Genomic DNA, 26,379 nt, shown 5'->3' with positions numbered 1-26,379 from the left:
CGCAGCGAACTTCATCAGCGGTCGTGAAAGCGCCTCAGCTCAGCATCGGCCACAGCCGATACGCCACCGCCACGGCGAGCACGATCGCGGCCCAGATCAAAGCGTGGTTCAGCCATTGGCTGGTGGTGGTCCCGCGCAGTAGGCCGCGGCCGACGAACAGCGTCAGCGCCGACAGCATCGCGACGCCGACCACCGTCGAGGAGTCGAACAGTTCGCCGCTATAGGCGGTGTCGTTGACGATCGCCGCCACGCCGCCGGTGACCACGATCGCGATCAGAAGCCAGAAATACGCCATGGCCGAAGTCTCGGCCGCACCGCGCGCCCCTGTCAATGCGGGGCAGCGACGCGGGGGCAGGGGGCTTGCGCGTGCGCTTAGGGCGGCAGTGTCGCCAGATAGCTGGCGATCGCCGTCATGTCAGCGAGCGTCATCGCCGCGGTGTTGGCCTGCATCGGTTCGGCCAGCGCGCCGCGGCGCAGGCCGTGTTTGAATTCGTAAAGCTGCCGCACGATGTAGCTCGGCGAGCGGCCGGCGATCGGCGGGATGGTGTCGGTGCCGTGCAGGGTGTCGCCGTGGCAGCCGGCGCAGGCCGGCACCCGCTCCGCCTCGGCGCCCGCGACCAGCTTTTGTCCGCGCGCGATGCTGCCGGGCGGCACATAGGCGGTGAAGGTGACGCGCGCGTCGCGGTTGACGTAGTTCTCCTCGTCGTCCGGCACCTCGACGATGCGGTCGCCGAGCGGCTCGGTCGCGCCGCCGCCGCTGGGTGTGTAGTACCAGTTCGGGGTCGTGGTCGCGGGCGCTCGCTCGCTCTCGACCACCTTGATCCGCGCCGGCAGCCGGATCGCCGCGTAGTAGGCGGCGGCCTGGTCGATCTCCTCCGGCGTCAGCTCCTTCAGCGCCGCAATCATCCGGAATACATGCGCCCGCGCCGGTGCGCCGGTGCTGCGCGCACCGCTGCGATAGTCGTCGATCTGCCGCTTGATGTAGTCGGCCGGCAGGCCGGCGAGGCTGGCGTTCTCCGGCCCGCCGATGCCCTCCGGCCGGTGGCAGCTGCCGCAGGCGCGCAGGTTCGGCTTCCGCCCCAACGCGACGATCGAGGGCATCGCCGCGTGCGCGTCGGGCCGCCAGTCGAGCGCGAAGAACAGATCCCGGATCTGCGTCAGCGTGTAGCCGGCCTCGCTGCCCGCCACGTGCCGCACCGTGCCGTCGTCGGCCGGCGCTACCGTGCCCGGCGGCGCGATCGGATAGGCCCACACCGGCGGCGCCTCGTCCTGCGCCAGGCCTGCGGAGGCGGCACACAGCGCGGCCGGCACCAGCAACAGACGCATCGCCCGGCCCACGCGTCTCCGCAGCCGCCCCATCCGTGCCTCTCCGCGTCCGAGCACGCGCCTGCGGCGCTCGCCCCAGTTGTTATTTGCGGCTCAGCAGCGCGATGAGCAGCGCGCGTTCGCCGGCCGGTCGCGCAGGATAGGTAGTTTGGTATGGCCGTCAATCGGCAATGGGGGAAGGCAACGGGGACTCGACCGAGCGATCGTAAAGGCGATGCCAAGCCGGTTCATGGCTTGGCGGTCCGGTGCGCTCGATGAGCTGATGGCGTTTGCAGTCACGCGTAGGGCGGGTCAGCCGAAGGCGTCACCCGCCGACATGCGACGCGAAGGAAGACGGCGGATGACGCTGCGCTCATCCGCCCCGCGGTTGATCCCGTCGTCCGCGTCTCAGCGTTTCAGGCGGCGGAGGATACCAGCAGGCGCGTGGCCAGCTTGTGGACTTGCCGGACGCCTTGCTGATCCAGATTCCAGGTCGCGACTTCGCTGCGGATCAGATCGGGGTGCTTCTTGCTGACGTCCCGCAGGGCGTTGCCGACCGACTTGCGCAAGTACTCGCTGGCGTCGCTCCGCAGCGGCGACAGCAGTGCGACGGCGGCTTCGGGATGGGCGCGGAAGTAAGGCCGCGCCGTCCATATCCGCAACCCCTCGGTCACGGCGCGCCTTGTGTTGGCGGATGCCGCCGACAACCACTCCCGGATGGTCGGCAGCGCGGCCTCATAGCCGGTGTCCGCGCAGAACCGGTCGAATGCCTTGGCCAGAATCTCCTGCACGCGCCAATCGTCGTCCTGGCTGACTCGCTGCTTCAGCACGGCGAGCGCATCGCCGTCGCCGGCGGCCAGACGCCCGAGAATGAACGTCGCCACACAGCGGGCTTGATGGACCTCGGATCGCAACAGCTCCAGTGCGACGTCTTTCGACCGCGCCGCATCGCCGGACGCGATCACTTCGTCGGCCGCCAGTTCGAGATCCTTGAACCCGTTCGCCGTGCGCCTGGCCCGTTCGACGATCGCCGTTGTGATCCGCATCATGGTCTCGGTTTGAGCTTCGCAGGACACTATCGCGATCGTGGCCGCGCTTCCATGCGCGCGGCGTGGACTCGGTCGGTGCAATAATGATGCGCGCTCAGCGCGTAGGGCGGGTTAGCCGAAGGCGTAACCCGCCGATTTGCGGCGCCAGTGAAGGCGGCGGATGACGCCGCGCTTATCCGTCTCCTATGAGCTTGAAGCACGGGCCATTCCGCAGATCGCAGCCCGCTCCCTCTCCCGCTTGCGGGAGAGGGTTGGGGTGAGGGCGACGCGGGTCGTGAGTCCAACGTGTAGCCCGCGCGAGCGAAGCGAAACGCGGGACGAAGCGCGGCTCACAGATCGCGATAGGCCGCTTCGTCGGACTCCAAAAGCCATTCGGAGAATGTCGCGAACGGATCAACGTCACGTACCGGGAGCCTCGTCCGACGCGGCGTAAGTCCGACATCCCGACAAGGCGATGCTTGCATCGCATCGACCAGATCGTGCCCGCTCTGAGCCATGTCGACTGCGGGTATGCCAGTTGTCCTTCCGGCGTCACGAGCGATGCCGGACGGCCTCCGCTTGTTCGTCATAGAACACATCCTTGCAAAAGACCCCGTGGTCGCTTCGCTCGCGCGGGCTACGCTTGCTTGCCGGTGAGGCCGAGATGATCAGGCTCGTTGTGCGCCGAAAGGCGAAATGTGCCGACAGGAACGCCGGCCTCTACCAGTCTGGAGAACACCCGATCTAGGCGTTTTTTGTACCAGTCGTAATGGCGGAACGGATGATGCTTCAGCAGCGCTTCTTTCCCGAATGCAGCTTCTATCATCAACTCGAATCGCGATATCTGGCCAAGTCGCCCTCCTTCTCCAATTCTGCTTATTTGGTCATCATTGTATGGCGATATAGCCGTTTGAACCTCATTAAGGTCTCTAAAGCCGATCGTCTTCAGTAATCGTGCCAGCCAATCGTAGGCTGCTTCCGATATTCGCCCATCTGGCCCCAAATTCTTGTCTAGGAACTCTTTGATAGAGCGCGGAGTAATTTCAACGCCAGCTAGCTTCCCCTTCTGGACGTCCTGGCTAGCCTTTTCGTTCAGTTGCCGATCGGCTTCATCGATGGCTTGAAATTCCCTGTCGGCGACTTCAAGCATCCCCGCAAGGGCCATAAATCGGCGGTGAATTTCTGTCGGTATAGTGTCTGATGACTTGTACTGTATATCATGCTCGATCTCTGCCCATGCGTGCTGCAGGATCGTTCGGACCTGTATTTCGGTGACGGCGCTCTTGAACCGCGAATATTCAGCTAGCCCAGAGCGAATACTTCTTATTTTGACTAGATAGTGGACGCTTTGGTAGCCAAAACGGTCCTCTTCGATCAATTCAAGTCCTTTGTTTGATTTTTCAAGTATTTCAAATTCTTCATTTATTATCGTGTCTATATCAGAGAGTGTTCCCAAGAATTGGGTGATCACCCTGACGCCGGCGAGGTCGGTTATGTCGCTAAGAGGGTTTTTATATTTTGGCTTAGAAGGATCAACATCAGATGGCTTGGCTGCCTTTTTTGCGAAGCTTGTAGGGTCTTTTGCTCTGGCTTGAATGGAGTGGATCTTGATGTTGCGGGCCTTGATGCACTCATCGAGTATTCGCACCACGACTTCGGAAAGGGCGGAATAGAAATTCTGTTCCTTAAGGTAGTCCACCAGGGCCTTTTGAGCGTGAGATTGTAGGTCACAGAGTGGAGGTTCTGTCGTTTGATCGTTGTTAGGTGGCTGGTCGGCAGACATGCAGAAGGCCATTTGATAATGTGGGTGTCTGAAAAGGCGTCGGAACTATATTCTTAGAAGGTAAGAGGTGGCAATGAATCAGGTGGTGTTTTCGAATGGGGGCGGCGCGTAGGGTGGATTAGCCGAAGGCGTAACCTGCCGATGTACGGTATCGATGGACACGAGGGGCGGTGCTGCACTAATCGACCTGCGGTTTTGGGGGGGGCTGGGCTTGATCCGCGGTCGAAGTAGTCGCTAGGAGGCGCCGTCCCGGCCTATCTGGGCACCGCGGATATTTGGTGGCGCATTGTGGATGTCCGGGATAACTCCGTTTCACTAGAAGATCTTTGTCGCTGTCCTGAAACAATGTTCGGCGATTCGTCGAGGCGTTTCAGTCTCTGCCGAGCCTGTCTTCCCTATTGACTTTGCGGTAATCAGTTGTGGGGCGCGCATTGCAATGAGGTGCTGATGACAAAACGTACTATCCCCATGGCGATCGCCTATGATTTCGATGGGACACTTGCGCCGGGGAATATTCAAGAGAACAGTTTCCTGCCCGCAATTGGCATGAAAAAGAGTGATTTCTGGACAAAGAACAAAGAGCGCGCCGCCAAGCATGAAGCTGACGAGATTCTGTCTTACATGACTTTCATGCTCGAACGAGCGAAGGCTGAGGATGTGCCCGTTCGTAGGCAGGATTTTGCCAAACACGGCAAAGAGGTGAAGCTATTTCCAGGGTTAGAAAATTGGTTCGAGCGCATTGACGAGCATGCGAAGGAATTGGGCGTGCGTCTCGACCATTTTGTAATCTCCTCGGGCATCAAGGAGATGATTGAGGCAACGGACATAGGAAAGAAATTTAAGAAGGTCTTTGCGTCATCCTTTGCCTACGATGCAAATGGCGTCGCCAGTTGGCCGGCCCTCGCAATCAACTACACAACGAAGACACAGTATCTATTTCGCATCAATAAGGGTGTTCTATCCGTGAATGAGCACGGGCTCATCAATAAGTTCGTTGCGCACGAGGATCGGCCAATGCCGTTCACGAACATTGTATTTATTGGAGACGGCGAGACCGATGTTCCCTGTATGAGGTTGGTCAAAGAGCAAGGCGGTCATTCGATTGCTGTGTATCGTCCGAATGCCTCAAAGCTTAAAGCCGAAAAACTCATAGAGGATAGGCGAGCGGACTTCATCGCACCGGCCGACTATTCGGAAGGGAAGCAGATCGAAGCTATAGTAACTGCGATTATCGACAAGGTGGCCGCGAGCCACCAACTGAACTGCATGAAGTCGCGCTAAAGAGGAGCTCGGCGTAGCCGAGCGTCTCGAAAGGTGAGGAGGACGTAGGGCGGCTTCGTCGAAGCGCCCCGCCGATCCACGTCATGAAGACGGCGGATGACGCTGCGCTAATCGCCCCTAGGGGTTAGGCGTTCCCAACTTGTCGTTTGACAGGATTCCGTATCTGGATTATATTCCCATACATCCCGCCCCATCGAGGGGCGCGTTGCCGGGACGCTGGTCGTCGCGGGGCGGGGTGTGGCGCCTGCGGGTGTGGGGTGGACGTCGCCCTGTACCTCCGGGAGGCTGAGGGTCGCCGTCCGCCGCTACTACGAGCGGCCGCCGCGACAGAGGCTGGACGGGTACGGTAGAGGCCGGGGAAAGCCCGCAAGCTCGCCGTGTCCCGGAAGAACGGTCCTTCAGCCAAAAGTCGCCACGGTGGAGCGTCGAAAGACGTTTCCGCGGCGCTCGCGCTTCGGCGATCCGAGGCATGAGGCCGCGGGTACTACCAAAGGCGCGTCTTTCGGCGCTCCACCTCCCTCGGCCCGATGGCCGACCGGAGGCCCCCTGAACCCACCACTCACGCAAGGCTTTTGCGGGCAACGCGGCCGCATGCGCGCGCGCCCGCTGGTATCAGCATCAGGAGGGAGCGATGCCGACTTGGCCGACCGAACAACTCAGCTGGGATCACGCGCGGCTGGATGCGCTCGAGCAGCAGGCCAGCGCCGAGCGGGCGCAGCTTTGGCTCGATATCGACAGGCTGGCGGCACGCCGCGCGCTGCAGCGCGCGCTGGCAGATGAAGCGCAGGCGCACAAGCGTTGCCCAGTGAAGAACTGCCGCCGGGCGCGCGGCTGCCGCACGCCGATGCTCTGCGCCGTGGTGCCGATGGACCCGCCGACCGAGTCACAGTGGAAGATGATCGACACGCTGTACACCAACCTGCAGCGCCGCCGCCGCGATCAGGCGCTGGCGCGGCGGCAGGACGGCGAGCGGATGCGCGATGGGCGCAAGGCGGGGAGCGGGCGATGACGGTGGGGAGGGCGCTTTGCGATGATGCCGGCCGCGGAGCTGCAACGCGCTCGATCCGTCATCCTCCGCGCAAGCGGAGGATCAAGTCTTCCAGAGAGCCTGCGGTCAGCAACGCGCGCTCTGGAATACTGGGTCGCCCGCCTGCGCGGGCGATGACGATGATGGTGATGAGAGCGATGGTGGGGAGGCCGCTTTGCGCTGATGCCGGCTCCGAAGCCGCAACGCGCTGGGTCCGTCATCCTCCGCGCAAGCGGAGGATCGAGTATTCCAGAGCGCTTGCGGTCAGCAACGCGCGCTCTGGAATACTGGGGCGCTCGCTTGCGCGGGCGATGACCGTGAGGGGCGGTGGCTCAGAAGCCGCCTTCTTCGTCCTCGTCGTCGTGTTTCTTGCCGCCGATGGTCTTGAGCTTGGCGAACACCGCGTCGACGTCGAGATCTTCCTGGCTCTTGCCGGAGGTCGCCGCTTCGAACTCGGCTTCCTTGCGGGTGGTCTCGGAGGCCGGAAGCAGCGTGGCGCCGCCATACTGCTGGTCGGTCGGCTTCTCCTTGGCGGCGCGCTGCACCTCGAAGTCGAGGTCGAGCTGCGAGCACAGGCCGAGCGTCACCGGGTCCATCGGGGTCAGGGTCGCGGCGTTCCAATGGGTGCGGTCGCGCACGGATGCGATCGTGGTCTTGGTGGTGCCGACCAGGCGCATGATCTGCGCGTCCTTCAGCTCCGGATGATTGCGGACCAGCCACAGGATCGCGCTCGGGCGCTCGTGGCGGCGCGACACCGGGGTGTAGCGCGGGCCCTTCTTCTTGGCGGCCTGCGGCAGCACCACCTTGCTCTCGGCGAGCTTCAGGCGATAGTCCGGGTCCTTCTCGCCCTTCTCGATCTCGTCGCGGGTGAGCTGGCCGGTCGAAATCGGGTCCATGCCCTTGATGCCCTGGGCGGCGTCGCCGTCGGCGATCGCCTTGACCTCCAAGACATGCATCTTGGTGAAGTCGGCGACCTGATCGAACGTCAACGCCGTGTTGTCGAGCAGCCAGACGGCGGTGGCCTTCGGCATCAGCGGTGCGTTGCTCATGGCAAATCTCCTTTGTCCCTTGCCCCTCCGGATTCGTCCTGAGGCAAGGCGGGTCGTCGAGGATGACGGGAATTGCCGCTTATATATGCTGTCCGGGGCTCGCCGCGCAAGGAGCCTTGCTAAAGTGCAGGTTGAACGGCCTTGACAGTGCCGCAAACCCGGCCCAATTCCTACCCCGTTCGACCGCTGCGCAACGCCGTTGGCGTGCGCCCGTTTTCCGCCGGTTCTGCTCGGCGCCCAGGCCCCCGGATCGTTGCCAATGCTCGCCAAATCGCCGCTGAAAATCGTGTTGTGCTCGCCGCGCGGGTTCTGCGCCGGCGTGGTGCGGGCGATCGATACCGTCGAGCGGGCGCTCGCTCTGTACGGCGCCCCGGTCTATGTCCGGCACGAAATCGTCCATAACAAATACGTGGTCGACAGCCTGCGCGCCAAGGGCGCGATCTTCGTCGAGGAACTGGAAGAGATCCCGGACACCAAGGCCCCGGTGGTGTTCTCCGCCCATGGCGTGCCGAAGTCGGTGCCGGAAGACGCGCTGTCGCGGAATTTCTTCTCGATCGACGCCACCTGCCCGCTGGTCACCAAGGTGCACCGCGAGGCGGCGATCCATTTCAAGCGCGGCCGCGAGATCCTGCTGATCGGCCATTCGCACCACCCCGAAGTGGTCGGCACCCTCGGCCAGCTCCCGGCCGGCGCGGTGACGCTGATCGAGACCGCGGCCGATGCCGAGGCGTATCAGCCGAAGGACCCCAACAACCTCGCCTTCGTCACCCAGACCACGCTGTCGATCGACGACACCGCCGGCATCGTCACGGTGCTGCGCGAGCGCTTCCCGAACATCTCCGGGCCGCACAAGGAAGACATCTGCTACGCCACCACCAACCGCCAGGCGGCGGTGAAGAAGGTGGCGCCGGTGGTCGACGCCATGATCGTGGTCGGCGCGCCGAATTCGTCGAACTCGCAGCGGCTGCGCGAAGTCGCCGAGCGCGAGGGCTGCAAGGTCGCGGTGCTGGTGCAGCGCGCCTCGGATCTCGACTGGAGCCAGTTCGAGGGCATCAAGGTGCTCGGCCTCACCGCCGGGGCCTCCGCCCCCGAGGTGATCGTCGAGGAGATCATGGGCGCCTTCGCCGAGCGGTTCGACCTGTCGGTCGAGACGGTGTCGGCAGCGGAAGAAAACGAGTTCTTCCCGGTGCCGCGGGTGCTGCGCCCCGACGCCGCGGAATAACCGGCCGGACCCGGGGGCGCCCTTTCATCGCGCCCCGTCTTGGTCTAGGAAGCCGCCAGCTTTTTTTCCTTCTGATCGGATCACGCCATGGCGGTCTATACCGACGTCGCCGCCGACGAGCTTGCGGATTTCCTGAGCCGCTACGACATCGGCGACTTGTTGTCCTACAAAGGCATCGCCGAAGGCGTCGAGAACTCCAACTTCCTGCTGCACACCTCGCGCGGCTATTTCATCCTGACGCTGTACGAAAAGCGCGTCGCCCGCGACGATCTGCCGTTCTTCCTGTCGCTGATGACGCATCTGGCCGGCAACGGCATCAGCTGTCCGCAGCCGGTCGCCGATCGCGAAGGCCAGACGTTGGCGACGCTCGCCGGCCGTCCGGCGGCGATCATCAGCTTCCTGGACGGAGTGTGGCCGCGCAAGCCGAGCGTGGTGCATTGCGCCGGCGTCGGCCAGGCGCTCGCCAAGATGCATCTGGCGGGGCGCGACTTTGCGATGAAGCGGGCGAACGCGCTGTCGGTCGCCGGCTGGCGGCCGCTGTTCGCCGCCGCCGAGGCGCGCGCCGACGAGGTGCAGCCGGGCCTGCGCGATTTTCTGGCCGCCGAACTGAGCTATCTGGAAAGCGGGGTGTGGCCGTCCGATCTGCCGCAAGGCCTGATCCACGCCGACCTGTTTCCCGACAACGTGTTCTTCATCGGCGACGACGTCTCCGGCATCATCGACTTCACCTTTGCCTGCAACGATCTGCTCGCCTACGACGTGGCGATCTGCCTGAACGCCTGGTGCTTCGAGGCCGATCACGCCTTCAACGTCACCAAGGCGCGGGCGCTGCTCAGCGCCTATACCCGCGAGCGGCCGCTCGAGGCCGCCGAGCAGGCCGCGCTGCCGCTGCTCGCCGGCGGCGCCGCGCTGCGCTTCCTGCTGACCCGGCTGGTCGACTGGCTCAACGTGCCGGAAGGCGCGCTGGTCAAGCCGAAGGACCCGATGGAATACGTCCGCAAGCTGCGCTTCCAGCAGAATGTCGCCGGAATCCGCGACTATGGTGTCGAGATCGCAGGGGCGGTGGCGTGAGCGAGGCTGACCAGAAGCCGGTGATCATCCACACCGACGGCGCCTGCTCCGGCAACCCCGGCCCCGGCGGCTGGGGCGCGATCCTCAAATTCGGCGACGTCGAAAAAGAGCTGAAGGGCGGGGAGCCCCACACCACCAACAACCGGATGGAGTTATTGGCGGCGATCTCGGCGCTCGAAGCGCTGACGCGGCCGTGCTCGGTGGATCTCTATACCGACAGCCAATATGTGAAGAACGGCATTGGCAGCTGGATTCACAACTGGAAACGCAACGGTTGGAAGACCGCCGACAAGAAGCCGGTCAAGAACGTCGACCTGTGGCAGCGCCTCGACGCCGCGCTGAAGACTCACAGCATCCGCTGGCACTGGGTCAAAGGCCACGCCGGCCATGCCGAAAACGAACGCGCCGATCAGCTTGCGCGGGACGGGCTGGCGGAAAATCGGCTGAAGGGGCGGGTTAGTTAGCAAGGTCCTCATGGTGAGGAGGCGCGCAGCGCCGTCTCGAACCATGAGTTGGTAGCAGGCTGTGCTCGCGGCCATCCTTCGAGACGCCCGACTTCGCTCTGCGAGCGAAGCCGGGCTCCTCAGGATGAGGTCAGTGTACGTTACTAATCACAGCTGCCCGAGCAGCGTGTCGCCGCCGGAGACTTCGACCTTGCCGGGGTTCGGCTCGAGGTTGAGAGTCTTCACCACGCCGTCTTCGACCAGCATCGAATAGCGCAGCGAACGGGTGCCGAGGCCAAAGCCCGAGCCGTCCATTTCCATGCCGATCGCCTTGGTGAAGTCGGCATTGCCGTCGCCGAGGAAGATCGCTTCATTGCGCTGGTCGGTGTCGCGCTTCCAGGCGTTCATCACGAAGGCGTCGTTGACCGAGACGATCGCGATGGTGTCGACGCCCTTGTCCTTGATCGCATAGGCGTTGAGGAAGATGCTCGGCAGATGCATCTTGTGGCAGGTGCCGGTGTAAGCGCCGGGCACGGCGAACAGCGCCACCTTCTTGCCCTTGAAGATATCGTCGGTGGTCTTCACCTGCACGCCGTCTTCGGTCATTACCCGAAACTGCGCGTCGGGCAGGCGGTCGCCAACCTTGATGGTCATCGGTATCTCTCCCTGTTGTGCGGATGATTTCTAGCCCGTGGGTATGACAGTGACAATATTGCGGGATCGGTCGGGTGTTTGTGCTGGTAGGCGGCGGCGCGTGCTCCAAGCGTAACGCCGTCATTCCGGGGCGCTCGCGCCAGCGAGCGAACCCGGAATCTGACACCGGCATGATAACTGCGAGATTCCGGGTTCGCGGCCGTTTGGCCGCGCCCCGGAATGACGTGGAGGGCACGAGAAGAGCAGGCGTTTACGCCGCCGCCTGATTGCTCTTCTTCTCGTCGCGCAGTTCGCGGCGCAGGATCTTGCCGACGTTGGTCTTCGGCAGCGTGGTGCGGAATTCGATCTGCCGCGGCACTTTGTAGTTGGTCAGTTCGTTGTGGCAGAACTTGATGATGTCCTCGGCGGTGACATCCGGGTCCTTCTTCACCACGAACGCCTTGACGGCTTCGCCGGTGCGCGAGTCCGGCACGCCGATCACCGCACATTCCAACACACCGGGATGGCTCGCGACCACTTCCTCGACTTCGTTCGGATAGACGTTGAAGCCGGAGACCAGGATCATATCCTTCTTGCGGTCGACGATCTTGGTGAAGCCGTCCGGTGACATCACGCCGATATCGCCGGTGCGGAAGAATCCGTCGGCGGTCATCACCAGCGCGGTCTCGTCGGGACGATTCCAGTAGCCGGACATCACCTGCGGACCCCTGGCGCAAATCTCGCCGGGGGTGCCAAACGGCACTTCCTTGCCCTCTTCGTCGCGGATCGAGAGCTCGGTCGACGGCATCGGAAGCCCGATGGTGCCGTTGAACTCGGTGACGGTCGCGGGGTTGCAGGTCAGCACCGGCGCGGTCTCGGACAGGCCGTAGCCTTCGGCGATCGGGCAGCCGGTCATCTTCAGCCAGGCTTCGGCGACCGGACGTTGCACCGCCATGCCGCCGCCGTTGGAGATCTTCAGCTTGGAGAAGTCGACCTTGTCGAAGCCCGGCGCGTGGAGCAGGCCGTTATACAGCGTGTTGACGGCCGGGAAGCTGTTGACCTGATACTTCATCAGTTCCTTGATGAAGCCCGGGATGTCGCGCGGGTTCGGGATCAGCAGGTTGACGCCGCCGGCGCGCATGCCGAGCAGGTAGCACGCGGTCAGCGCGAAGATGTGGTACAGCGGCAGCGCGCAGACGATGAACAGCTGGTCGACATGCGGCGGCTTGGCCAGCGCCGGCTGCAGCCAGGCGTCGTTCTGCAGCACGTTCGCCACCACGTTGCGGTGGAGCAGCGTCGCGCCCTTGGAGACGCCGGTGGTGCCGCCGGTATATTGCAGGAAGGCGACGCTCTCGGGACCGATCGCCGGCTTGGTGAATTTCTGGCCGCGGCCGGCCGAGACCGCATCGTTGAACGAGACCGCGCCCGGCAGCGAATAGGCCGGCACCATCTTCTTCACCTTGCGGACCACCAGATTGACGATCACGCCCTTGAAGCCGAGCATGTCGCCCATCGTGCCGACGATGATGTGCTTGACGGGCGTGCGGGCGACCACCTGCTCGACCGTGTGGGCGAAGTTCTCCAGCACGATGATGGCTTCGGCGCCGGAATCCTTGAGCTGATGCTCCAGCTCGCGCGGGGTGTAGAGCGGGTTGACGTTGACCACCGCGAAGCCGGCGCGCAGCACCGCAGCGATTGCCACCGGATACTGCAGCACGTTCGGCATCATCAGCGCAACGCGCGCGCCCTTCTGCAGACCCTTGCCCTGCAGGTAGGCGCCCAGCGCGACCGACATTTCGTCGAGCTCGCGATAGGTGATCGCCTTGTCCATGCAGATGAAGGCTTTGCGATCGCTGTACTTACGGAAGCTTTCCTCGAACAGATCGACCAGCGAGGGATACTGCGTCACGTCGATGTCGGCCGGGACGCCCGGCGGGTATTGCTTGAGCCAGATCCGCTCCATGGTGTGTTCCTCGTGTCGCCTGCCCGAAGCATTCCGCTTCGTGCGTTATGATTGTTGCATATCGGTTGGGGGCGGCGAATTGGCCGAAAGACGCCGCAGGTCGTTTGCTGCGCTGCGAAATAAGTACTCGAAAACCGCGTTCGACCTCCCGTTCGGCGGAGTATTGAGCGAAGCCAACACCGAACGCAAGCGGCCGCACGCCGCAGTGCGACGGCGGTCTGTGAACCATCAAGCGGCAGCAACGAGAGGTTGATTCAGGCTGCCGTAACGGTCGTCAGGATTTCGGCTTGGCGTCGCTGGCTGCGCTGCTCGGTGCAGGTTTGGCGGCTGCCTTCGGCTTCGGCTTGGCCGGGGCGGCGGGCTTGTCCGCGGCGGCTTCAGGCTTTGCCGTCGCATGCTTTGGGCTCGCATGCTTGGTGCCGGCTGGCTTGGCACCGGCAGCAGGCTTGGCCGGCTTGTTGGTATCGACGACGACCGCGGTACGCGGCTTGCTGCCCTTCGGCGCGGCCTGATCGACGCTGGCTTCCTGACCTTCCGAAGCGGCGTCGTTCTTCTTCGCGACCCGGGCTTTCTTCTTCTTGGCCGGCTTGACGGCCTGCCGCTCGGCATCGCTGGCCTCGGCGGCGATCAGCGCCGGACCGCTGCGGGTCGGACCGGTATAGACCAGCACCGGCTGGGTCGGTTCAGGTTCGGCGGCGATCATGTCGACCGGCCGCAGCGCCGGCGTCTGGAACATCGACATCACCGGATTGCCCGACAGCGCGTTGGCGACGGTTTCGTCTTCGTCGCTGGCCGGGCGCTTGCGCTTCGGTCCGCACATCTCGTCACGCAGATCCGGCGGCGCTGCGGCGATCGGCGCCAGATTGTCGACGGTGCCGAGCGACGGCGTCAGCCAGGCAAGGGTGTTGGTGGAGAAGCCGCGCTCCAACAGTTGCGCGGCCTTCACGGCGCGGTCTTGGCCGGAGCTGGCACCGAGCACAACGGCGATCAGCCGGCGGCCGTTGCGCGTGGCGCTGGCGACCAGATTGTAGCCCGAGGCGCAGATAAAGCCGGTCTTGAAGCCGTCAGCGCCGGGATAGCGGCCGATCAGCTTGTTGAAGTTCCGCGTCACCCGCTTGCCGAAGCGGATCGCCGGAATGTGGACGTAGTATTCGTATTCGGGCAGGTCGCGGATGATGGCACGAGCCAGGATCGCAAGGTCGCGCGCCGAGGTCACCTGCTCGTCGGCGGGCAGGCCGTTGGGATTGACGTAGTGGGTCTGCGTCATTCCGAGCCGCGCCGCGGTATCGTTCATCATCGCCGAGAAGCCGTCGATCGAACCGCCGACGCCTTCGGCCAGCACCACGGCCATGTCATTGGCCGACTTCACCATCATCATCTTCAGCGCGTTGTCGACGGTGAGCTGGGTGCCGGCGCGGAAGCCCATCTTCGAGGGCGATTGCGCCGAGGCGATCGGCGACACTGTCAGCAGAGTGTCCGGTGTGATGCGGCCCTGCTTCACCGCCTGCAGCGTCACATACAGCGTCATCAGCTTGGTGACGGAGGCCGGATGCCACGGGTAGGTGGCGTTGTCGGCCTGCAGCACCTTGCCGGTATCGGCCTCGATCAGCAGCAGCGCTTCGGCATTCGCGACGCGTGGCAGCACGGTCAGCGACAACAACGCCGCAACGACGATGGTCAAAAACGAGGATGAACGGCGAGGCTGTGCAGTGATGAAAGGCACGTTCCGATTCCGGTCCTGTGAGTTCCGTCGCGCCGACGAGATCGCGGCACGGTGACGTTCGGGTTTTCAGGCGGTGGCCCCAGCAAACCCGACCCTATACCGGCTCGCGCCCGCAGAACAGGGCTTGGCCCCGGGTAATCGGGGACGAAAAGGGCTGAAATTCGACCGATCAGAGTTGTGCGTCGGCTGCCGGGCTCATTGCCGAGCGCGCGCTCTCCTGGACCATGAATTGCGCTCGTGCCAACTGCGCAAATGCGCCGCCGCGCGCCACCAGTTCATCGAACGTTCCGCTTTCGATCACTTTGCCGTTGTCGAACACCAGAATACGGCTGGCGTCACGAATGGTGGACAGCCGGTGCGCGATCACGAAGGTGGTGCGGCCTTTCATCACCTCGTCGAGCGCGAGGTTGAGTTTGGCCTCGGTCACCGCGTCAAGTGCCGAGGTGGCTTCGTCGAGGATCAGGATCGGCGGATCCTTCAGCAATGCACGCGCGATCGACAACCGCTGCCTTTCGCCGCCGGACAGCATGCGTCCGCGCTCGCCGGCATTGGTCTCGAACTTGTGGTCGCTGCGCTCGATGAACTCCAGTGCTTGGGCGCGCTCGGCGGCGAGGCGCAACTCTTCCGGCGTCGCGTCCGGCTTGCCGACCCGCAGGTTATCGGCGATCGAGCGGTCGAACAGCAGCGCTTCCTGAAACACCACGCCGATGTTCCGCCGTAGCGACGCCAGTGTAATACCCCGGACGTCCATGCCGTCGACTTTGATCACGCCGGACTGCGGATCGAAGGCGCGATGCAGCAGCGCGATCGCGGTCGACTTGCCGGCGCCGGTGGCGCCGACCAGCGCGATGGTGTCGCCGGGCAGGGCGGTGAAGCTCAGGTCCTCGACCGCTGGCCGCTTGCCGTCATAGGAGAACGACACGTTCTGGAATTCGACCAGGCCGGACAGCCGGCCGCAGTCGATCGCATCGGCGCGGTCACGCACGGCGGGCACGGTATCGAGCACCGCGATGAATTCGCGCAAGCGCGGCGCTTCCATCAGCACGTTGTTGATGAAGTTCACCACCTGTTCGAGCCGCTGGATCAGCAGCGTGGCGAACGAGACGAACATCACGATCTCGCCGACGCTGGTGAGCCCCTGCTGGTTGAGGTAGATGCCCAGCGCGAAAATCGACAGCACCGTGATGGTGGTGGAGGCGCGGGTGATCACCGTCACCAGCGCCCACCACGACAGCACCGGCATCTGCGCCGCGAGCAGCCGCCCCGAGACGTTGCGCAGCCCCTGCACCTCGGCGTCGACGCGTACGAAGCTCTGCACCAGGGCGACATTGCCGAGCGCGTCCGAAGCGCGAGCGGAGAGATCGCTGTACTGGGCTTCGACCTCGCCCTGCATGCCGTAGGTCTTGTGCACCACCAGTGTGGTCAGCACCGTGAACACGACGCACAGCACAAACAGCAAAATTGCCAGCCGCCAGTTGATGTACAGCGACAACGGCAGTAGCACGACCAGCGACAGAATCGCGGCGAAGTGCTCGCGGAAGAAGCCGAGCCACATCCGCCACAACGCGTCGGTGCCTTGCAGCATCACCTTCATCAGCCGGCCCGAATGGGTGCCGGTGTGGAAGCTGATCGGCAGCTGCAGAATGTGTTCGAAATAGCCGGTGAGCACGGCCTGGCGTTGCCGATGCGCCAACCGGTCGGCCTGCAGCGCAACCAGGGCCGAGCACATGATGGTGAACAGGCCAAAGCCGACCCATGCGCCGAGTAGCGGCCAGGGCGAGCGCGTCTCCGGCACAAGTGCGCCGGTGGCGAGATTGCCGCTCATCACGTCGACGATCCGGCCGAACAAGATCGGCTCGGCGAATTGCGCGGTGGCGAGCAGCAGATTGGCGACGGCAAGAATCCAGCCGAGCCGCGCCTCCTTGCCGAGCAGTTGCAGCACGCGGGTGTAGAGATGGATTAGCGACATCAGCCGGCCCAGGACGAAACAATTATCGTTAGATCATTTCAGCGTCCGGCGAAATGTGTTCGCGCATCTGTCCCGGGTGTGTTCGGACGGACCGAATGCGTACGCGGCCGACCTCGGACGGTCACCGGGGCATGCAAGCTCACGGCCATCGCGGCTCAACGTGGCAACGTGCCGCAGATTGCGGATGACGCCGATTCGGCCGTTGGGAAAGCCTTGGCTGGAGCCCGCAAAGCCCTGCCATGCGGGGCTTTCCGACACCCTATACCGGGTTCCAAGTACAGGAAATCACAGCGGGATTCTCACGTTGTCGTGGCCGCGGAGTTGATCCGCGTCAACCAGCCTTGACGGGTCGGATGGCATGGTGACGATGCGTTAACAACCCGACTTCTACACCCCACGTCGGATCGTTCGTGATCCGCTCTTCCGCTGTTTGTTGGAGCCTTGCCGGTGGGTGATCTGACCCTTCCGATCAATTCGGGCGCCGCACTCGCTATCCACGTCGCGCTGTCGGCCGGGATCGTTGCGGCGATCATCGTGGTCGCGGCCTGGCTGCGCGAGAAGCGCTCCGGTGCGCGGCCCGACGTGCCCTACGAAGGCGGCGTGCTGCCGGCGCAGCCGCAGCAGGGGCCGCTGAATGCGCCGTACTTCCTGATCGCCGCGCTGTTCGTGATCTTCGACATGGAAGCTGCGATCCTGTTCGCCTGGGCGGTCGCCGCGCGCGACGCCGGCTGGCTCGGTCTGATCGAAGCCGCCGTGTTCATCGGCGTGCTGCTGCTGGCGCTGGTGTATCTGTGGCTCGACGGAGCGCTCGACTGGGTCAAGGGCAAGCGCCGATGACGATGACGCCGCAACATCCGGGCATGCCGGGCGAACAGCGCTCGGTCGAAGAACATATGGCGCTGTCGAGCCTGTTCACCACGCTCGAAGACCTCACCGCATGGTCGCGCAAGCACAGCCTGTGGCCTTTCAATTTCGGCTTGTCGTGCTGCTACGTCGAACAGGTCACGGTGCTGACGCCGGTTTACGATCAGGCGCGGTTCGGCGCCGAAGTGATCCGCGCTTCGCCGCGGCAGGCCGATCTCCTCGTCGTGTCCGGCACCGTGTTTCACAAGATGGCTGCGCCGCTGCTGCGCCTGTACGAACAGATGCGCGCGCCGCGTTGGGTGATTGCGATGGGCGCCTGCGCCTGCTCGGGCGGCATGTACGACATCTATTCGGTGGTGCAGGGCGTCGACCGCTTCATTCCGGTCGATGTCTACATCCCCGGCTGTCCGCCGCGGCCGGAAGCGGTGCTCGATGCGCTGATCATGCTGCAGCAGCAGGTCGGCAGCGAACGTCGTCCGCTCGGTGTCACCGTCGGCAATACCGCCGGCCTGGGCTTCGACGCGCCGCGCCGGCGCGACCAGCGCCATGACGAACGCATGGCGCAGACCCTGCTTGATCCGCCGGAGTCATTGTGAGCGCATCCGAACTCGTCACCGAGCTCAGCGCGCGCTTCAAGGACGCGGTGCTGGGCGAGCAAATGACTGCCGATCGGTTTCCGACCGTATGGATTCGGCCGGACGCGACGATCGACGTGCATCGCTTCCTGAAGCAGGAGATCGACCGGCCGTTCAAGATGTTGGTCGACCTGTGGGCGATCGACGAAACCGCGCGCAAGCATCGCGAAGGCCTGCCGCCGTCCGGCATCACCATCGCCAGCCACCTGATGTCGCACGAGCGTAATGCCGACATCCGGATCAAGATCGCGCTCGATGCCGAATATCCGCGCGCCAAGTCGATCGGCTCGGTGTTTCCCAACGCGCCATGGTACGAGCGCGAAGCCTACGACATGTTCGGCGTCGAGTTCGAAGCTCAGCCGCACTCGCTGCGTATTCTGCTGCCGCCGGGCTGGGAAGGCCATCCGATGCGCAAGACCCAGCCGGGTCGCGCCACCGAACGGCCGCTGTTCAACATGACGGCGTCGCTGTTCGACGCCAAGGAGCACGCGCTCGCCGCTGATCCGGAGAAGTTCGGCCTGCCGACGCATCGCGACGGCGTCGAGCTGATGATCCTGAACTACGGGCCGCATTCGATGGCGACCCACGGCGTGTTCCGGATCGTGCTGGCGCTCGACGGCGAAGAGATCGTCGCAGCACGGCCCGATATCGGCTTCCATCATCGCGGCGCCGAGAAGATGGCCGAGCGCCAGACCTGGCATAACTTCCTCCCCTACACCGACCGCGTCGATTACTTGGGCGGGGTGATGGGCGAGATGCCCTACCTGCAGGCGGTCGAGAAGGCCTGCGGCATCAAAGTGCCGGACCGTGCGCTGACGGTGCGGATCATGCTGTCGGAAATGTTCCGCATCATGAACCACCTGCTGTTCTACGGCACCATGGCGCAGGACACCGGGGCGATGTCGCCGGTGTTCTACATGTTCACCGACCGCGAGCGCGGCTACCGGGTGATCGAGTCGATCACCGGCGCCCGGATGCATCCCGGCTTCTTCCGCATCGGCGGCCTGTCGATGGATCTACCGGAGGGTTGGGACCGGCTGGTCCGCGAATTCCTCGACTGGATGCCGTCGCGGCTCGACGATTACGAAGGCATGGTGCTGCGCAACGAGATTTTCCGCGCGCGCACCAAGGGCATTGCGGCTTACGACACTTCGATGGCGCTGGATTGGGGCGTCACCGGTCCGGGCCTGCGGGCCACCGGCTATGCCTGGGACGTGCGCAAGGCGCGGCCCTATGCGGGCTTCGAAAATTTCGACTTCGAGATTCCGGTCGGTCACGCCGGCGATTGCTACGACCGCACGGTGGTGCGGGTCGAGGAAATCCGGCAGTCGCTGAAGATCATCCGGCAGTGCGTCGACAACATGCCGTCCGGCCCGATCAAGGCCGATCATCCGCTGACGACGCCGCCGCCGCGCGAGCGGATGCTGCACGACATCGAGACCATGATCCATCACTTCGTCAGCACGAGCTGGGGTCCGGTGCTGCCGCCGGGCGAATACACTGGCCAGGTCGAGACCGTGCGCGGCCTGACGCAGTTCGCGCTGATCTCGGACGGAGAACCGTCGAGCTATCGCACCCGGATTCGCACGCCGTCGTTCGCGCATCTGCAGATGATCTCCGCGGTGGCGCCCGGCATGATGGTGGCCGATCTCGTCGCCTATCTCGGCAGCATTGACTACGTGATGTCGGACGTCGACCGATGAGCCTCAGTCCCGCCCTCAAGACCGCGATTCAGCATGCTGCCGCCACCCATGGCGGCGCGAAGGCTGCGATGGTGGAAGCACTGAAGCTGGTGCAGGAAGCCGAAGGCTGGGTGTCCGACGCGCACCTGAAGGAAGCCGCCGACGTCCTCGGCGTCACGCCTGCCGAGATCGACGCGCTGGCGACGTTTTACAGTCAGATCTTCCGATCGCCGGTCGGCGACACGGTGATCCTCTTATGCGACGGGCTGAGCTGCTATCTGTGCGGCGGCGATGCGGTGCGCGATGCGGTGATGAGCAAGCTCGGCATCGGCTTCGGTGAAACCACGCCGGACGGCAAGTTCACGCTGATCAACATCTGCTGCGTCGGCGGCTGCGATCGCGCCCCGGTGGCTCTGGTCGGCCCGGAACGTAAGCTGATCGGTCCGCTGACGCCGGACGATCTCGACGCGCTGATCGGCGGCGCTGCGGTGGGAGGCCAGCCATGAGCGACAAGCCGCTCACCGGCCGCGCTCGCGCCGACCGTCAGCCGCACAGCCTCGCCGCTTGGCGGGGGCTCGGCGGCTATGCGGCCCTGTCGCTGGCGCTCAAGCGGCATAGCCCGGAAGCGATCATCGCGATGGTCGAGGCCGCGGGCCTGCGCGGCCGCGGCGGCGCCGGCTTTCCGACCGCCAACAAATGGCGCTTCATGCGCACCGGTAGCGAGAAGGCCGGTCCAGGCGCACGCTATCTCTGCGTCAACGGTGACGAGACCGAGCCCGGCTCGTTCAAGGACCGGCTGTTGATGGAGGCGCTGCCGCATCAACTGATCGAGGGGGCGACCATCGCAGCCTATGCGATCGGCGCCACCGAAGTGATCATCCTGGTGCGCGACGAATATCGCGCCGCTGCCACCGCGCTGAGCCGCGCGATTGCCGAAGCGGAAGCCGCAGGGCTGCTGGGCCGCGATATTCTCGGCTCCGGCTTCGATCTGACGATGCGCGTGCACGCCTCCGCGGGCCGTTACATCGTCGGCGAAGAGACCGCACTGATCGCTGCGATCGAGGGCGAGCGTCCGGTGCCGCGGCATCGGCCGCCTTATCCGGCGGTCAGCGGCCTGTGGGGCCGGCCGACCACGGTCAACAACGTCGAGACGCTGTCGTCGGTGCCGTCGATCATCGAGAACGGCGCCGACTGGTATCGTTCGCTGTCGTTCACCGACGAAGGCGGCACCAAGCTGTACGGCATCTCCGGCTGCGTCGAGCGCCCGCAACTGATCGAAGCGCCGATGGGCTCGACCGCGCGTGAATTGCTGCATCGTGCCGGCGGCATCCGCAATGGCCGTGCGCTGCTGGCGTTCCAGCCCGGCGGCGGCGCCACCGCGTTCTTCGAGAAGGCCGAGCTCGACGTGCCGCTCGATTTCACCAACGCCAAGAAGGCCGGCAGTTCGCTCGGCACCGGCGCGCTGATCGTGCTCGACGATCGCGCTTGCCCGGTGGCGGCGATCGGACGCCATATGCGGTTCTACGCGCGCGAGAGCTGCGGCCTGTGCACGCCATGCCGCGACGGTTTGCCGTGGGTGGCGAAGCTGCTCGACACGCTCGAAGCCGGCAAGGGCACGCGCGCCGACATCGACCTGCTGCACCACCACGTCGCGCTGTCCGGTCCCTCGGGCCGCTCCTATTGCGACCTCAACACCGGCGCGCTGACGCCGCTCCGCAGCGGTCTCGAACGCTTCGGTGATATCTTCACGGCCCACCTGCAGGGCTTCTGTCCGGTGGGCCGCGCATGACCAAGAAGAAGATCGAGATCGACGGTCGCGTCATCGAAGCCAAGGACGGCGAAGACCTGTTGTCGGCGTGCCTGACGCACGGCATCGACGTGCCGTATTTCTGCTGGCACGGCGCGCTCGGCTCGGTCGGCGCCTGCCGGCAATGCGCCGTGAAGGTCTATGACGGTCCGGACGACAAGGAAGGCCGCATCGTCATGAGCTGCATGACGCCGGTCGCCGACGTCGAGCGGGTCTCGGTGAGCGATCCGGAAGCGGTGGCATTCCGTGCCCAGGTGATCGAGTGGCTGATGGTCAACCATCCGCATGATTGCCCGGTGTGCGAAGAGGCCGGCTCCTGCCATCTGCAGGACATGACGATCGCCACCGGTCATATCGATCGCCGCTACAAGTTCACCAAGCGCACCCACCGCAACCAGGATCTCGGGCCGCTGGTGACGCACGAGATGAACCGCTGCATCGCCTGCTATCGTTGCACCCGGTTCTATCGCGACTATGCGGGCGGGCGCGATCTCGACGCGTTCGGCGCCCATGACAACGTGTATTTCGGCCGCGCCGAGGACGGCCCGCTGGAAAGCCCGTTCGCCGGCAATCTCGCCGAAGTGTGTCCGACCGGCGTGTTCAACGACAAGGGCTGGTCGCGCGATTATTCACGCAAATGGGACATGCGGACGACGCCGTCGATCTGCCCGCATTGCTCGCTCGGCTGCAACATTCTGGTCGACCAGCGCGACGGCCGGGTGAAGCGGGTGCAGAACCGCTACCACGGCGCGCTCAACGGCTACTTCATCTGCGATCGCGGCCGCTACGGTCCGCTGCACGTCGTCTCCGAGCATCGGCTGCGGCAGCCGCTAATCGGCGGCGCGCCTGCGAGCGAGCACGAAGCTGCCTCGGCCGCCCATGCCATCGTGGCCGAAGGCGCGATCGGGATCGGTTCGCCGCGTGCCTCGCTGGAAGCCAACTACGCGCTGCAGCGTCTGGTCGGGCCGGAGCGGTTCTTCGCCGGCGTGTCCGATGTCGAAGCCGGTCTGGTGCGGCGTATCGTCGAGAGTTTGCGGGCTGGGCCTGCCAAGATCGCGTCGCTGCACGAGGTCGAGCACGCCGATGCCGTGCTGGTGCTCGGCGAAAACCTCACTGGCACCGCGCCGCGACTGGCCTTGGCTCTGCGGCAAACCGCGCGCGGCGCCGAGCGCGAGCTTGCCGCGCAGAAGGGCGTGCACGCTTTCCTCGATCCGGCGGTCCGTACCGCCGGCGAGGGGCGCCGCTCGCCGATCGTGCTGGCGACGCCGCTGCCTGATGCGCTGGACGATCTTGCTGCGCTGTCGCTGCGGCTTGATCCCCAGGGCGTCGCCGCGTTCGGTGCGAGCGTTGCAGCGGCACTTGGCGCAGGCCCCGCCGAGGCGGTCGAGGAGCATTCCGAAGCCGCGCGGGTCGCCGAGATTCTGGCGAACGCCGAGCGGCCGCTGATCGTCGCCGGCTGCGCGCTGATGTCGGCAGAGATTATCGAGACGGCGGCGCGCATCGTCGCCGCGCTCGGCACGAAAGCGCGGATCGTGCTGCTGGCGCCGGAAGCCAACAGCATCGGGCTCGCGCTGCTCGGCGGCGACGGCCTCGACAGCGCTGCCGCTTTGCTCGAACGTGGCGGTGCCAAGACCGCGATCGTGCTCGAGAACGATCTGTTCGACCGTGCCCCGCGCGCTGGCGTCGAGCGGCTGTTCGCTGCCGCGAAGGGTGTGGTTGCGCTGGACTCGATGGCCAACGAGACCACCGCGCGCGCGGCGGTTGCGCTGCCGGTGGCGCCGTTCACCGAGGCGACCGGCACCTTCGTCAATTATGAAGGCCGGGCGCAGCGCTTCTTCGCCGCGGTGGCGCCGCAGGATTCCGCACCGGCAAGCTGGCGCCGGCTCGATGCGTTCGGTGCCGGCGACTGGCACGGGCTCGACGCGCTGATCGGCGATCTGATCGTCGAGCGTCCCGATCTCGTGGCCGTGGCGGACGCTGCGCCGGGCGAAGATTTCGGGATGCCCGACGGCAAGGTCACCCGCGCGCCGCGGCCTTACACCGGCCGCACCGCCGACGATCGCGCCGGGCAGTTTGCCGATGCGGTGATCCCGGTCGATCAGGATGGGCCGCTGACTTTCGGCATCAAGGGCGCGCGCGGCACCGCAGTGCCGGCGCCTTTGATCACCAGCTACAAGACCTCCGGCCTGCATTCGGCCAATAACGTGACGCGCTTCCTGGAAGAAGTCGGCGGCCCGTTGCGCGGCGGTGATCCCGGCACCTTGCTGATCAAGCCGGGCGAAGCGTCGCTGCCGGATGCCGTGCTGCAGCCGATCGAGGCCGGCGAAGGGCTGTGGCTGATCCCGCTGCACGACACCTTCACCGGCGGCGAATTGAGCCGTGCCAGTGCGTTACTTGCTGCGCGCCGGCCGGCACCGCGATTGCTGCTGCATCCTGACGACGCGGCGCTGCACGGTTTCCGTGACGGCACAGCGGTGCAGGTCGACGGCAATCCCTGTGCGCCGGTGGTGACTTTGGACGCTTCGGTGCCGCGCGGCACCGTGGTGATCAGCGCCGGCTCGTGCCAGCCGCGCGGGCCGCTGCGCCGGGTCAAGGTGGAGGCGGCGCCATGATCGGTATGATCATCACCGCCACGATTTCAGTTGCGCTGATTATGGTGCTGCTGGTGCTCGCCGGCACCTTCACCTGGGTGGAGCGGCGGCTACTCGGATTCGTGCAGGAGCGTTACGGGCCGAACCGCGTCGGCCCGTTCGGGGCGCTGCAATGGGTCGCCGACACGGTGAAGATTCTCACCAAGGAGGATCGTCCGCCGCCGGGCGCCGATAAGCTGCTCTACATCCTGGCGCCGGCCGTCGCGGCGACGCCGGTGCTCGCCGGCTTCGGCGTGGTGGCGATCGGTGACGGATGGGCACTGTCCTCGGTCGATGTCGGCTTGTTGTTTCTGCTCGGCATGCTGGGGCTGACCGCTTATGCCGCCGTGCTCGGCGCCTGGGCGTCGAACAACCGGTTCTCGCTGCTCGGCGGCATGCGCGCCGCGGCGCAGATGCTCGCCTATGAGGTGTTCCTCGGCCTGTCGCTGATGGGCGTGGTGATGATCGCCGGCTCGTTCTCGATGGCCGAGATCGTCGAGGCGCAGCGCAGTGTCTGGTTCGTGCTGCTGCAGCCGCTCGGTATGGCGCTGTTCACCATCGCGGGCGTCGCCGCCGCGCACCGGCTGCCATTCGACTTGCCGGAATCCGAGAACGATCTGATCGCCGGTTTCATCACCGAATACACCGGCATGTCGTTCGGCCTGTTCTTCCTCGGCGAATATCTCGCGGTGCTGCTGGTGTCGGCCCTTGCAGTGACGTTGTTCTTCGGCGGCTGGCTCGGGCCGTGGCTGCCCGGCCCGGTCTGGTTCGGGCTGAAGACCGCGGCGATCGCGGTCGCGTTCGTCTGGATCCGCGCCACGCTGCCGCGGCCGCGCTACGACCAGCTCCTGAGCTTCGCCTGGAAGGTGGCGCTGCCGCTGTCGCTGCTCAATCTGATGCTGACCGGCATCGTCGTGGTGGCGAGGAGCGCGTCATGATCGGATTCGGATGGCTCGAAGCGCTGTTGCGGGTCGGCCGCAAGCTGTTCGTCAAGCCGGAGACCCAGCTCTATCCGGAAGTGAAGCCGAAGCTGTATCCGCGCGCCCGCGGCCGCATCGTGCTGACCCGCGATCCGGACGGCCAGGAGCGCTGCGTCGCTTGCAATCTGTGCGCGACGGTGTGTCCGGTCGGCTGTATCGATCTTTCCAAGGCGGTGGCCGACGACGGCCGCTGGTACCCGGAGCATTTCCGCGTCAACTTCGCCCGCTGCATCTTCTGCGGCTTCTGCGAGGACGCGTGTCCGACGGCGGCGATCCAGCTCACACCGGACTACGAATTGTCGGAATGGCGCCGCGACGCGCTGGTGTACGAGAAGCACGACCTTCTGATTTCCGGCGAAGGCAAGGTACGCGGCTATCGCTACTGGTCGTTCGCCGGCAAGGCGATCCCTGGCAAGGACAAGGGCGAGGCCGAACACGAGGCGCCGCCGGTGAACCTGAAGGGGCTGCTGCCATGAGTTCGCTGCTTGCGATCTATGCCGGCGCCTTCGCGCTGATCTCGGCTGCGCTGTCCGTGACGCGGCCGAACGCGGTGCACTCGTTGCTGTATCTGGTGGTGACGCTGCTGGCGCTGGCGGTGTGCTTCTTCGCGCTCGGCGCGGCGTTCGCCGCCGTGCTGCTGATCATGATCTATGCCGGCGCCATCGTGGTGCTGTTCGTGTTCGTGGTGATGACGCTGCCGATTTCGCCGGAAGCGATCACCCGCGAGCGCGCGCTGCTGCGCGGCGCCTGGCCGATACCTCTCTTGATGTCGGTACTGATCGTTGCGCCGTTCGTGTTCGGCGAAATCGGCCTGAAGGCCACCGGTCAGCCAGCGCCGGTGTCGGCCCAGGAGGTCGGCAAACTGCTGTTCGGGCCGTGGGCGCTGGCGATCGAGCTCGCATCGCTGCTGCTGCTCGCCGGCTTGCTCGGCGTCCGCCACATCGGTCGCAACGACCGTAGCCCGAGGAGCGGATCATGACCGGCTCCGACCTGATCGGCATCATGATCCTGGCCGCCGGCCTGTTCGCGATCGGCGTGTTCGGCGTGCTGGCGCGCCGGGGCATGATGTTTCAGCTCGTGGCGCTGGAGGTCGCGCTCAGCGGCCCGGCGCTCGGCTTCATCGCCGCCGGCGCCTATCACGCCGATCCCGAAGGGCAGGGGATGTTCATCCTGGTGCTGACGCTGGCCGCCGCCGAGGTCGCGGTCGGGCTGGCGTTGTTCCTGCGTCTGCGCCGGCTCACCGGCACTGACGACAGCGATGCCATCAGCGGGCTGAAGGGGTGA

General features: G+C 65.0%; 24 protein-coding genes. 15 read left to right on the top strand and 9 right to left on the bottom strand.

Annotated features, from left to right (window positions below; translation table 11 throughout):
* Positions 1–34: 34 nt before the first annotated feature.
* The 4 genes from RPPS3_RS21510 to RPPS3_RS21495 form a co-directional block, all read right to left on the bottom strand.
* On the bottom strand, positions 35–295 hold the full coding sequence (locus RPPS3_RS21510) for a hypothetical protein (protein WP_234820019.1): 261 nt from the start codon (positions 293–295) through the stop codon (positions 35–37).
* Between the two features lie 77 nt (positions 296–372).
* On the bottom strand, positions 373–1,326 hold the full coding sequence (locus tag RPPS3_RS21505; RefSeq protein ID WP_107345866.1) for a c-type cytochrome: 954 nt from the start codon (positions 1,324–1,326) through the stop codon (positions 373–375).
* Between the two features lie 395 nt (positions 1,327–1,721).
* On the bottom strand, positions 1,722–2,351 hold the full coding sequence (locus RPPS3_RS21500) for a DNA alkylation repair protein (RefSeq protein WP_107346725.1): 630 nt from the start codon (positions 2,349–2,351) through the stop codon (positions 1,722–1,724).
* A gap of 619 nt (positions 2,352–2,970) precedes the next feature.
* Positions 2,971–4,116 carry a GTP pyrophosphokinase gene (locus RPPS3_RS21495; protein WP_159060702.1) on the bottom strand — a complete coding sequence of 382 codons (1,146 nt, stop codon included), beginning with the start codon at positions 4,114–4,116 and terminating at the stop codon, positions 2,971–2,973.
* Positions 4,117–4,563: 447 nt separating this feature from the next.
* Between RPPS3_RS21495 and RPPS3_RS21490 the strand changes: the two genes are divergently transcribed.
* The gene (locus RPPS3_RS21490) at positions 4,564–5,397 is read left to right on the top strand and encodes an HAD family hydrolase (protein ID WP_107345864.1); all 834 of its coding nucleotides are present in this window, start codon (positions 4,564–4,566) and stop codon (positions 5,395–5,397) included.
* A 631-nt stretch (positions 5,398–6,028) separates the two neighbouring features.
* Complete coding sequence (locus tag RPPS3_RS21485; protein ID WP_107345863.1) at positions 6,029–6,406, top strand: hypothetical protein; 378 nt, start codon at positions 6,029–6,031, stop codon at positions 6,404–6,406.
* A 350-nt stretch (positions 6,407–6,756) separates the two neighbouring features.
* On the opposite strand, the gene RPPS3_RS21480 is transcribed toward RPPS3_RS21485, so the two are convergent.
* Positions 6,757–7,473, bottom strand: coding sequence for a DUF1013 domain-containing protein (locus tag RPPS3_RS21480; RefSeq protein WP_107345862.1), 717 nt, complete (start codon positions 7,471–7,473; stop codon positions 6,757–6,759).
* Between the two features lie 259 nt (positions 7,474–7,732).
* On the opposite strand from RPPS3_RS21480, the gene ispH reads away from it, so the two are divergent.
* The 3 genes from ispH (at position 7,733) to rnhA (ending at position 10,230) form a co-directional block, all read left to right on the top strand.
* On the top strand, positions 7,733–8,695 hold the full coding sequence (ispH, locus tag RPPS3_RS21475; RefSeq protein ID WP_107345861.1) for a 4-hydroxy-3-methylbut-2-enyl diphosphate reductase: 963 nt from the start codon (positions 7,733–7,735) through the stop codon (positions 8,693–8,695).
* A gap of 87 nt (positions 8,696–8,782) precedes the next feature.
* The gene (locus RPPS3_RS21470) at positions 8,783–9,766 is read left to right on the top strand and encodes a homoserine kinase (protein WP_107345860.1); all 984 of its coding nucleotides are present in this window, start codon (positions 8,783–8,785) and stop codon (positions 9,764–9,766) included.
* Positions 9,763–10,230 carry a ribonuclease HI gene (gene rnhA / locus RPPS3_RS21465; RefSeq protein WP_107345859.1) on the top strand — a complete coding sequence of 156 codons (468 nt, stop codon included), beginning with the start codon at positions 9,763–9,765 and terminating at the stop codon, positions 10,228–10,230. Before RPPS3_RS21470 ends, rnhA begins: the two co-directional genes overlap by 4 nt.
* Before the next feature lie 147 nt (positions 10,231–10,377).
* Here the strand turns inward: rnhA and RPPS3_RS21460 are convergent, their stop codons facing one another.
* The 4 genes from RPPS3_RS21460 to RPPS3_RS21445 all read right to left on the bottom strand — a co-directional run bounded on the left by RPPS3_RS21460 (position 10,378) and on the right by RPPS3_RS21445 (position 16,497).
* A complete protein-coding gene (locus RPPS3_RS21460) occupies positions 10,378–10,863 on the bottom strand; it encodes a peroxiredoxin (protein ID WP_107345858.1) in 486 nt (161 codons plus the stop codon).
* Between the two features lie 250 nt (positions 10,864–11,113).
* Entirely contained in the window at positions 11,114–12,805 is a 1,692-nt protein-coding gene (locus RPPS3_RS21455; RefSeq protein WP_107345857.1) for a long-chain fatty acid--CoA ligase, read from the bottom strand.
* 274 nt (positions 12,806–13,079) lie between these two features.
* Complete coding sequence (locus tag RPPS3_RS21450) at positions 13,080–14,528, bottom strand: D-alanyl-D-alanine carboxypeptidase family protein (RefSeq protein ID WP_107345856.1); 1,449 nt, start codon at positions 14,526–14,528, stop codon at positions 13,080–13,082.
* 169 nt (positions 14,529–14,697) lie between these two features.
* Positions 14,698–16,497 (bottom strand): glucan ABC transporter ATP-binding protein/ permease, encoded by a 1,800-nt coding sequence (locus tag RPPS3_RS21445; RefSeq protein ID WP_107345855.1) that lies wholly within the window; start codon positions 16,495–16,497, stop codon positions 14,698–14,700.
* Between the two features lie 447 nt (positions 16,498–16,944).
* Between RPPS3_RS21445 and RPPS3_RS21440 the strand changes: the two genes are divergently transcribed.
* Genes RPPS3_RS21440 through nuoK form a run of 10 tightly spaced genes read left to right on the top strand, consistent with a single transcriptional unit; the run spans position 16,945 to position 26,379 of the window.
* Positions 16,945–17,334, top strand: coding sequence for an NADH-quinone oxidoreductase subunit A (locus RPPS3_RS21440; RefSeq protein WP_011159799.1), 390 nt, complete (start codon positions 16,945–16,947; stop codon positions 17,332–17,334).
* Entirely contained in the window at positions 17,331–17,957 is a 627-nt protein-coding gene (locus tag RPPS3_RS21435) for a NuoB/complex I 20 kDa subunit family protein (protein ID WP_013504135.1), read from the top strand. Before RPPS3_RS21440 ends, RPPS3_RS21435 begins: the two co-directional genes overlap by 4 nt.
* Positions 17,954–19,699, top strand: a complete 1,746-nt coding sequence (nuoC, locus tag RPPS3_RS21430) for an NADH-quinone oxidoreductase subunit C/D (protein WP_107345854.1) — start codon at positions 17,954–17,956, stop codon at positions 19,697–19,699. The genes RPPS3_RS21435 and nuoC overlap by 4 nt, the downstream gene beginning before the upstream one ends.
* Complete coding sequence (gene nuoE / locus RPPS3_RS21425) at positions 19,696–20,184, top strand: NADH-quinone oxidoreductase subunit NuoE (RefSeq protein ID WP_107345853.1); 489 nt, start codon at positions 19,696–19,698, stop codon at positions 20,182–20,184. The genes nuoC and nuoE overlap by 4 nt, the downstream gene beginning before the upstream one ends.
* The gene (locus RPPS3_RS21420) at positions 20,181–21,467 is read left to right on the top strand and encodes a complex I 51 kDa subunit family protein (protein WP_107345852.1); all 1,287 of its coding nucleotides are present in this window, start codon (positions 20,181–20,183) and stop codon (positions 21,465–21,467) included. Before nuoE ends, RPPS3_RS21420 begins: the two co-directional genes overlap by 4 nt.
* The gene (gene nuoG / locus RPPS3_RS21415) at positions 21,464–24,097 is read left to right on the top strand and encodes an NADH-quinone oxidoreductase subunit NuoG (protein ID WP_107345851.1); all 2,634 of its coding nucleotides are present in this window, start codon (positions 21,464–21,466) and stop codon (positions 24,095–24,097) included. Before RPPS3_RS21420 ends, nuoG begins: the two co-directional genes overlap by 4 nt.
* Positions 24,094–25,053 carry an NADH-quinone oxidoreductase subunit NuoH gene (gene nuoH, locus RPPS3_RS21410; RefSeq protein ID WP_107346724.1) on the top strand — a complete coding sequence of 320 codons (960 nt, stop codon included), beginning with the start codon at positions 24,094–24,096 and terminating at the stop codon, positions 25,051–25,053. Before nuoG ends, nuoH begins: the two co-directional genes overlap by 4 nt.
* Entirely contained in the window at positions 25,050–25,571 is a 522-nt protein-coding gene (nuoI, locus tag RPPS3_RS21405; protein ID WP_107345850.1) for an NADH-quinone oxidoreductase subunit NuoI, read from the top strand. The genes nuoH and nuoI overlap by 4 nt, the downstream gene beginning before the upstream one ends.
* The gene (locus RPPS3_RS21400) at positions 25,568–26,074 is read left to right on the top strand and encodes an NADH-quinone oxidoreductase subunit J family protein (protein ID WP_107345849.1); all 507 of its coding nucleotides are present in this window, start codon (positions 25,568–25,570) and stop codon (positions 26,072–26,074) included. Before nuoI ends, RPPS3_RS21400 begins: the two co-directional genes overlap by 4 nt.
* Entirely contained in the window at positions 26,071–26,379 is a 309-nt protein-coding gene (gene nuoK / locus RPPS3_RS21395) for an NADH-quinone oxidoreductase subunit NuoK (protein ID WP_107345848.1), read from the top strand. Before RPPS3_RS21400 ends, nuoK begins: the two co-directional genes overlap by 4 nt.

The sequence above is a fragment of the Rhodopseudomonas palustris genome, assembly GCF_003031265.1.
Lineage (GTDB): Bacteria > Pseudomonadota > Alphaproteobacteria > Rhizobiales > Xanthobacteraceae > Rhodopseudomonas > Rhodopseudomonas palustris_H.
Note: the sequence above shows the minus strand (reverse complement) of the source record. Positions and strands in the feature narration are given on the sequence as shown.

Bases quoted from the DNA above. Each gene is read 5' to 3' on its own strand.
- nuoH (WP_107346724.1), top strand. From the start codon at position 24,094: ATGATCGGTATGATCATCACCGCCACGATTTCAGTTGCGCTGATTATG.
- RPPS3_RS21510 (WP_234820019.1), bottom strand. From the start codon at position 295: ATGGCGTATTTCTGGCTTCTGATCGCGATCGTGGTCACCGGCGGCGTG.
- RPPS3_RS21435 (WP_013504135.1), top strand. From the start codon at position 17,331: ATGACGATGACGCCGCAACATCCGGGCATGCCGGGCGAACAGCGCTCG.
- RPPS3_RS21480 (WP_107345862.1), bottom strand. From the start codon at position 7,473: ATGAGCAACGCACCGCTGATGCCGAAGGCCACCGCCGTCTGGCTGCTC.
- RPPS3_RS21460 (WP_107345858.1), bottom strand. From the start codon at position 10,863: ATGACCATCAAGGTTGGCGACCGCCTGCCCGACGCGCAGTTTCGGGTA.
- RPPS3_RS21505 (WP_107345866.1), bottom strand. From the start codon at position 1,326: ATGCGTCTGTTGCTGGTGCCGGCCGCGCTGTGTGCCGCCTCCGCAGGC.
- RPPS3_RS21500 (WP_107346725.1), bottom strand. From the start codon at position 2,351: ATGCGGATCACAACGGCGATCGTCGAACGGGCCAGGCGCACGGCGAAC.
- ispH (WP_107345861.1), top strand. From the start codon at position 7,733: ATGCTCGCCAAATCGCCGCTGAAAATCGTGTTGTGCTCGCCGCGCGGG.
- RPPS3_RS21495 (WP_159060702.1), bottom strand. From the start codon at position 4,116: ATGTCTGCCGACCAGCCACCTAACAACGATCAAACGACAGAACCTCCA.
- RPPS3_RS21400 (WP_107345849.1), top strand. From the start codon at position 25,568: ATGAGTTCGCTGCTTGCGATCTATGCCGGCGCCTTCGCGCTGATCTCG.
- nuoE (WP_107345853.1), top strand. From the start codon at position 19,696: ATGAGCCTCAGTCCCGCCCTCAAGACCGCGATTCAGCATGCTGCCGCC.
- nuoI (WP_107345850.1), top strand. From the start codon at position 25,050: ATGATCGGATTCGGATGGCTCGAAGCGCTGTTGCGGGTCGGCCGCAAG.
- RPPS3_RS21485 (WP_107345863.1), top strand. From the start codon at position 6,029: ATGCCGACTTGGCCGACCGAACAACTCAGCTGGGATCACGCGCGGCTG.
- RPPS3_RS21445 (WP_107345855.1), bottom strand. From the start codon at position 16,497: ATGTCGCTAATCCATCTCTACACCCGCGTGCTGCAACTGCTCGGCAAG.
- nuoG (WP_107345851.1), top strand. From the start codon at position 21,464: ATGACCAAGAAGAAGATCGAGATCGACGGTCGCGTCATCGAAGCCAAG.
- RPPS3_RS21470 (WP_107345860.1), top strand. From the start codon at position 8,783: ATGGCGGTCTATACCGACGTCGCCGCCGACGAGCTTGCGGATTTCCTG.
- nuoK (WP_107345848.1), top strand. From the start codon at position 26,071: ATGACCGGCTCCGACCTGATCGGCATCATGATCCTGGCCGCCGGCCTG.
- RPPS3_RS21455 (WP_107345857.1), bottom strand. From the start codon at position 12,805: ATGGAGCGGATCTGGCTCAAGCAATACCCGCCGGGCGTCCCGGCCGAC.
- RPPS3_RS21490 (WP_107345864.1), top strand. From the start codon at position 4,564: ATGACAAAACGTACTATCCCCATGGCGATCGCCTATGATTTCGATGGG.
- RPPS3_RS21420 (WP_107345852.1), top strand. From the start codon at position 20,181: ATGAGCGACAAGCCGCTCACCGGCCGCGCTCGCGCCGACCGTCAGCCG.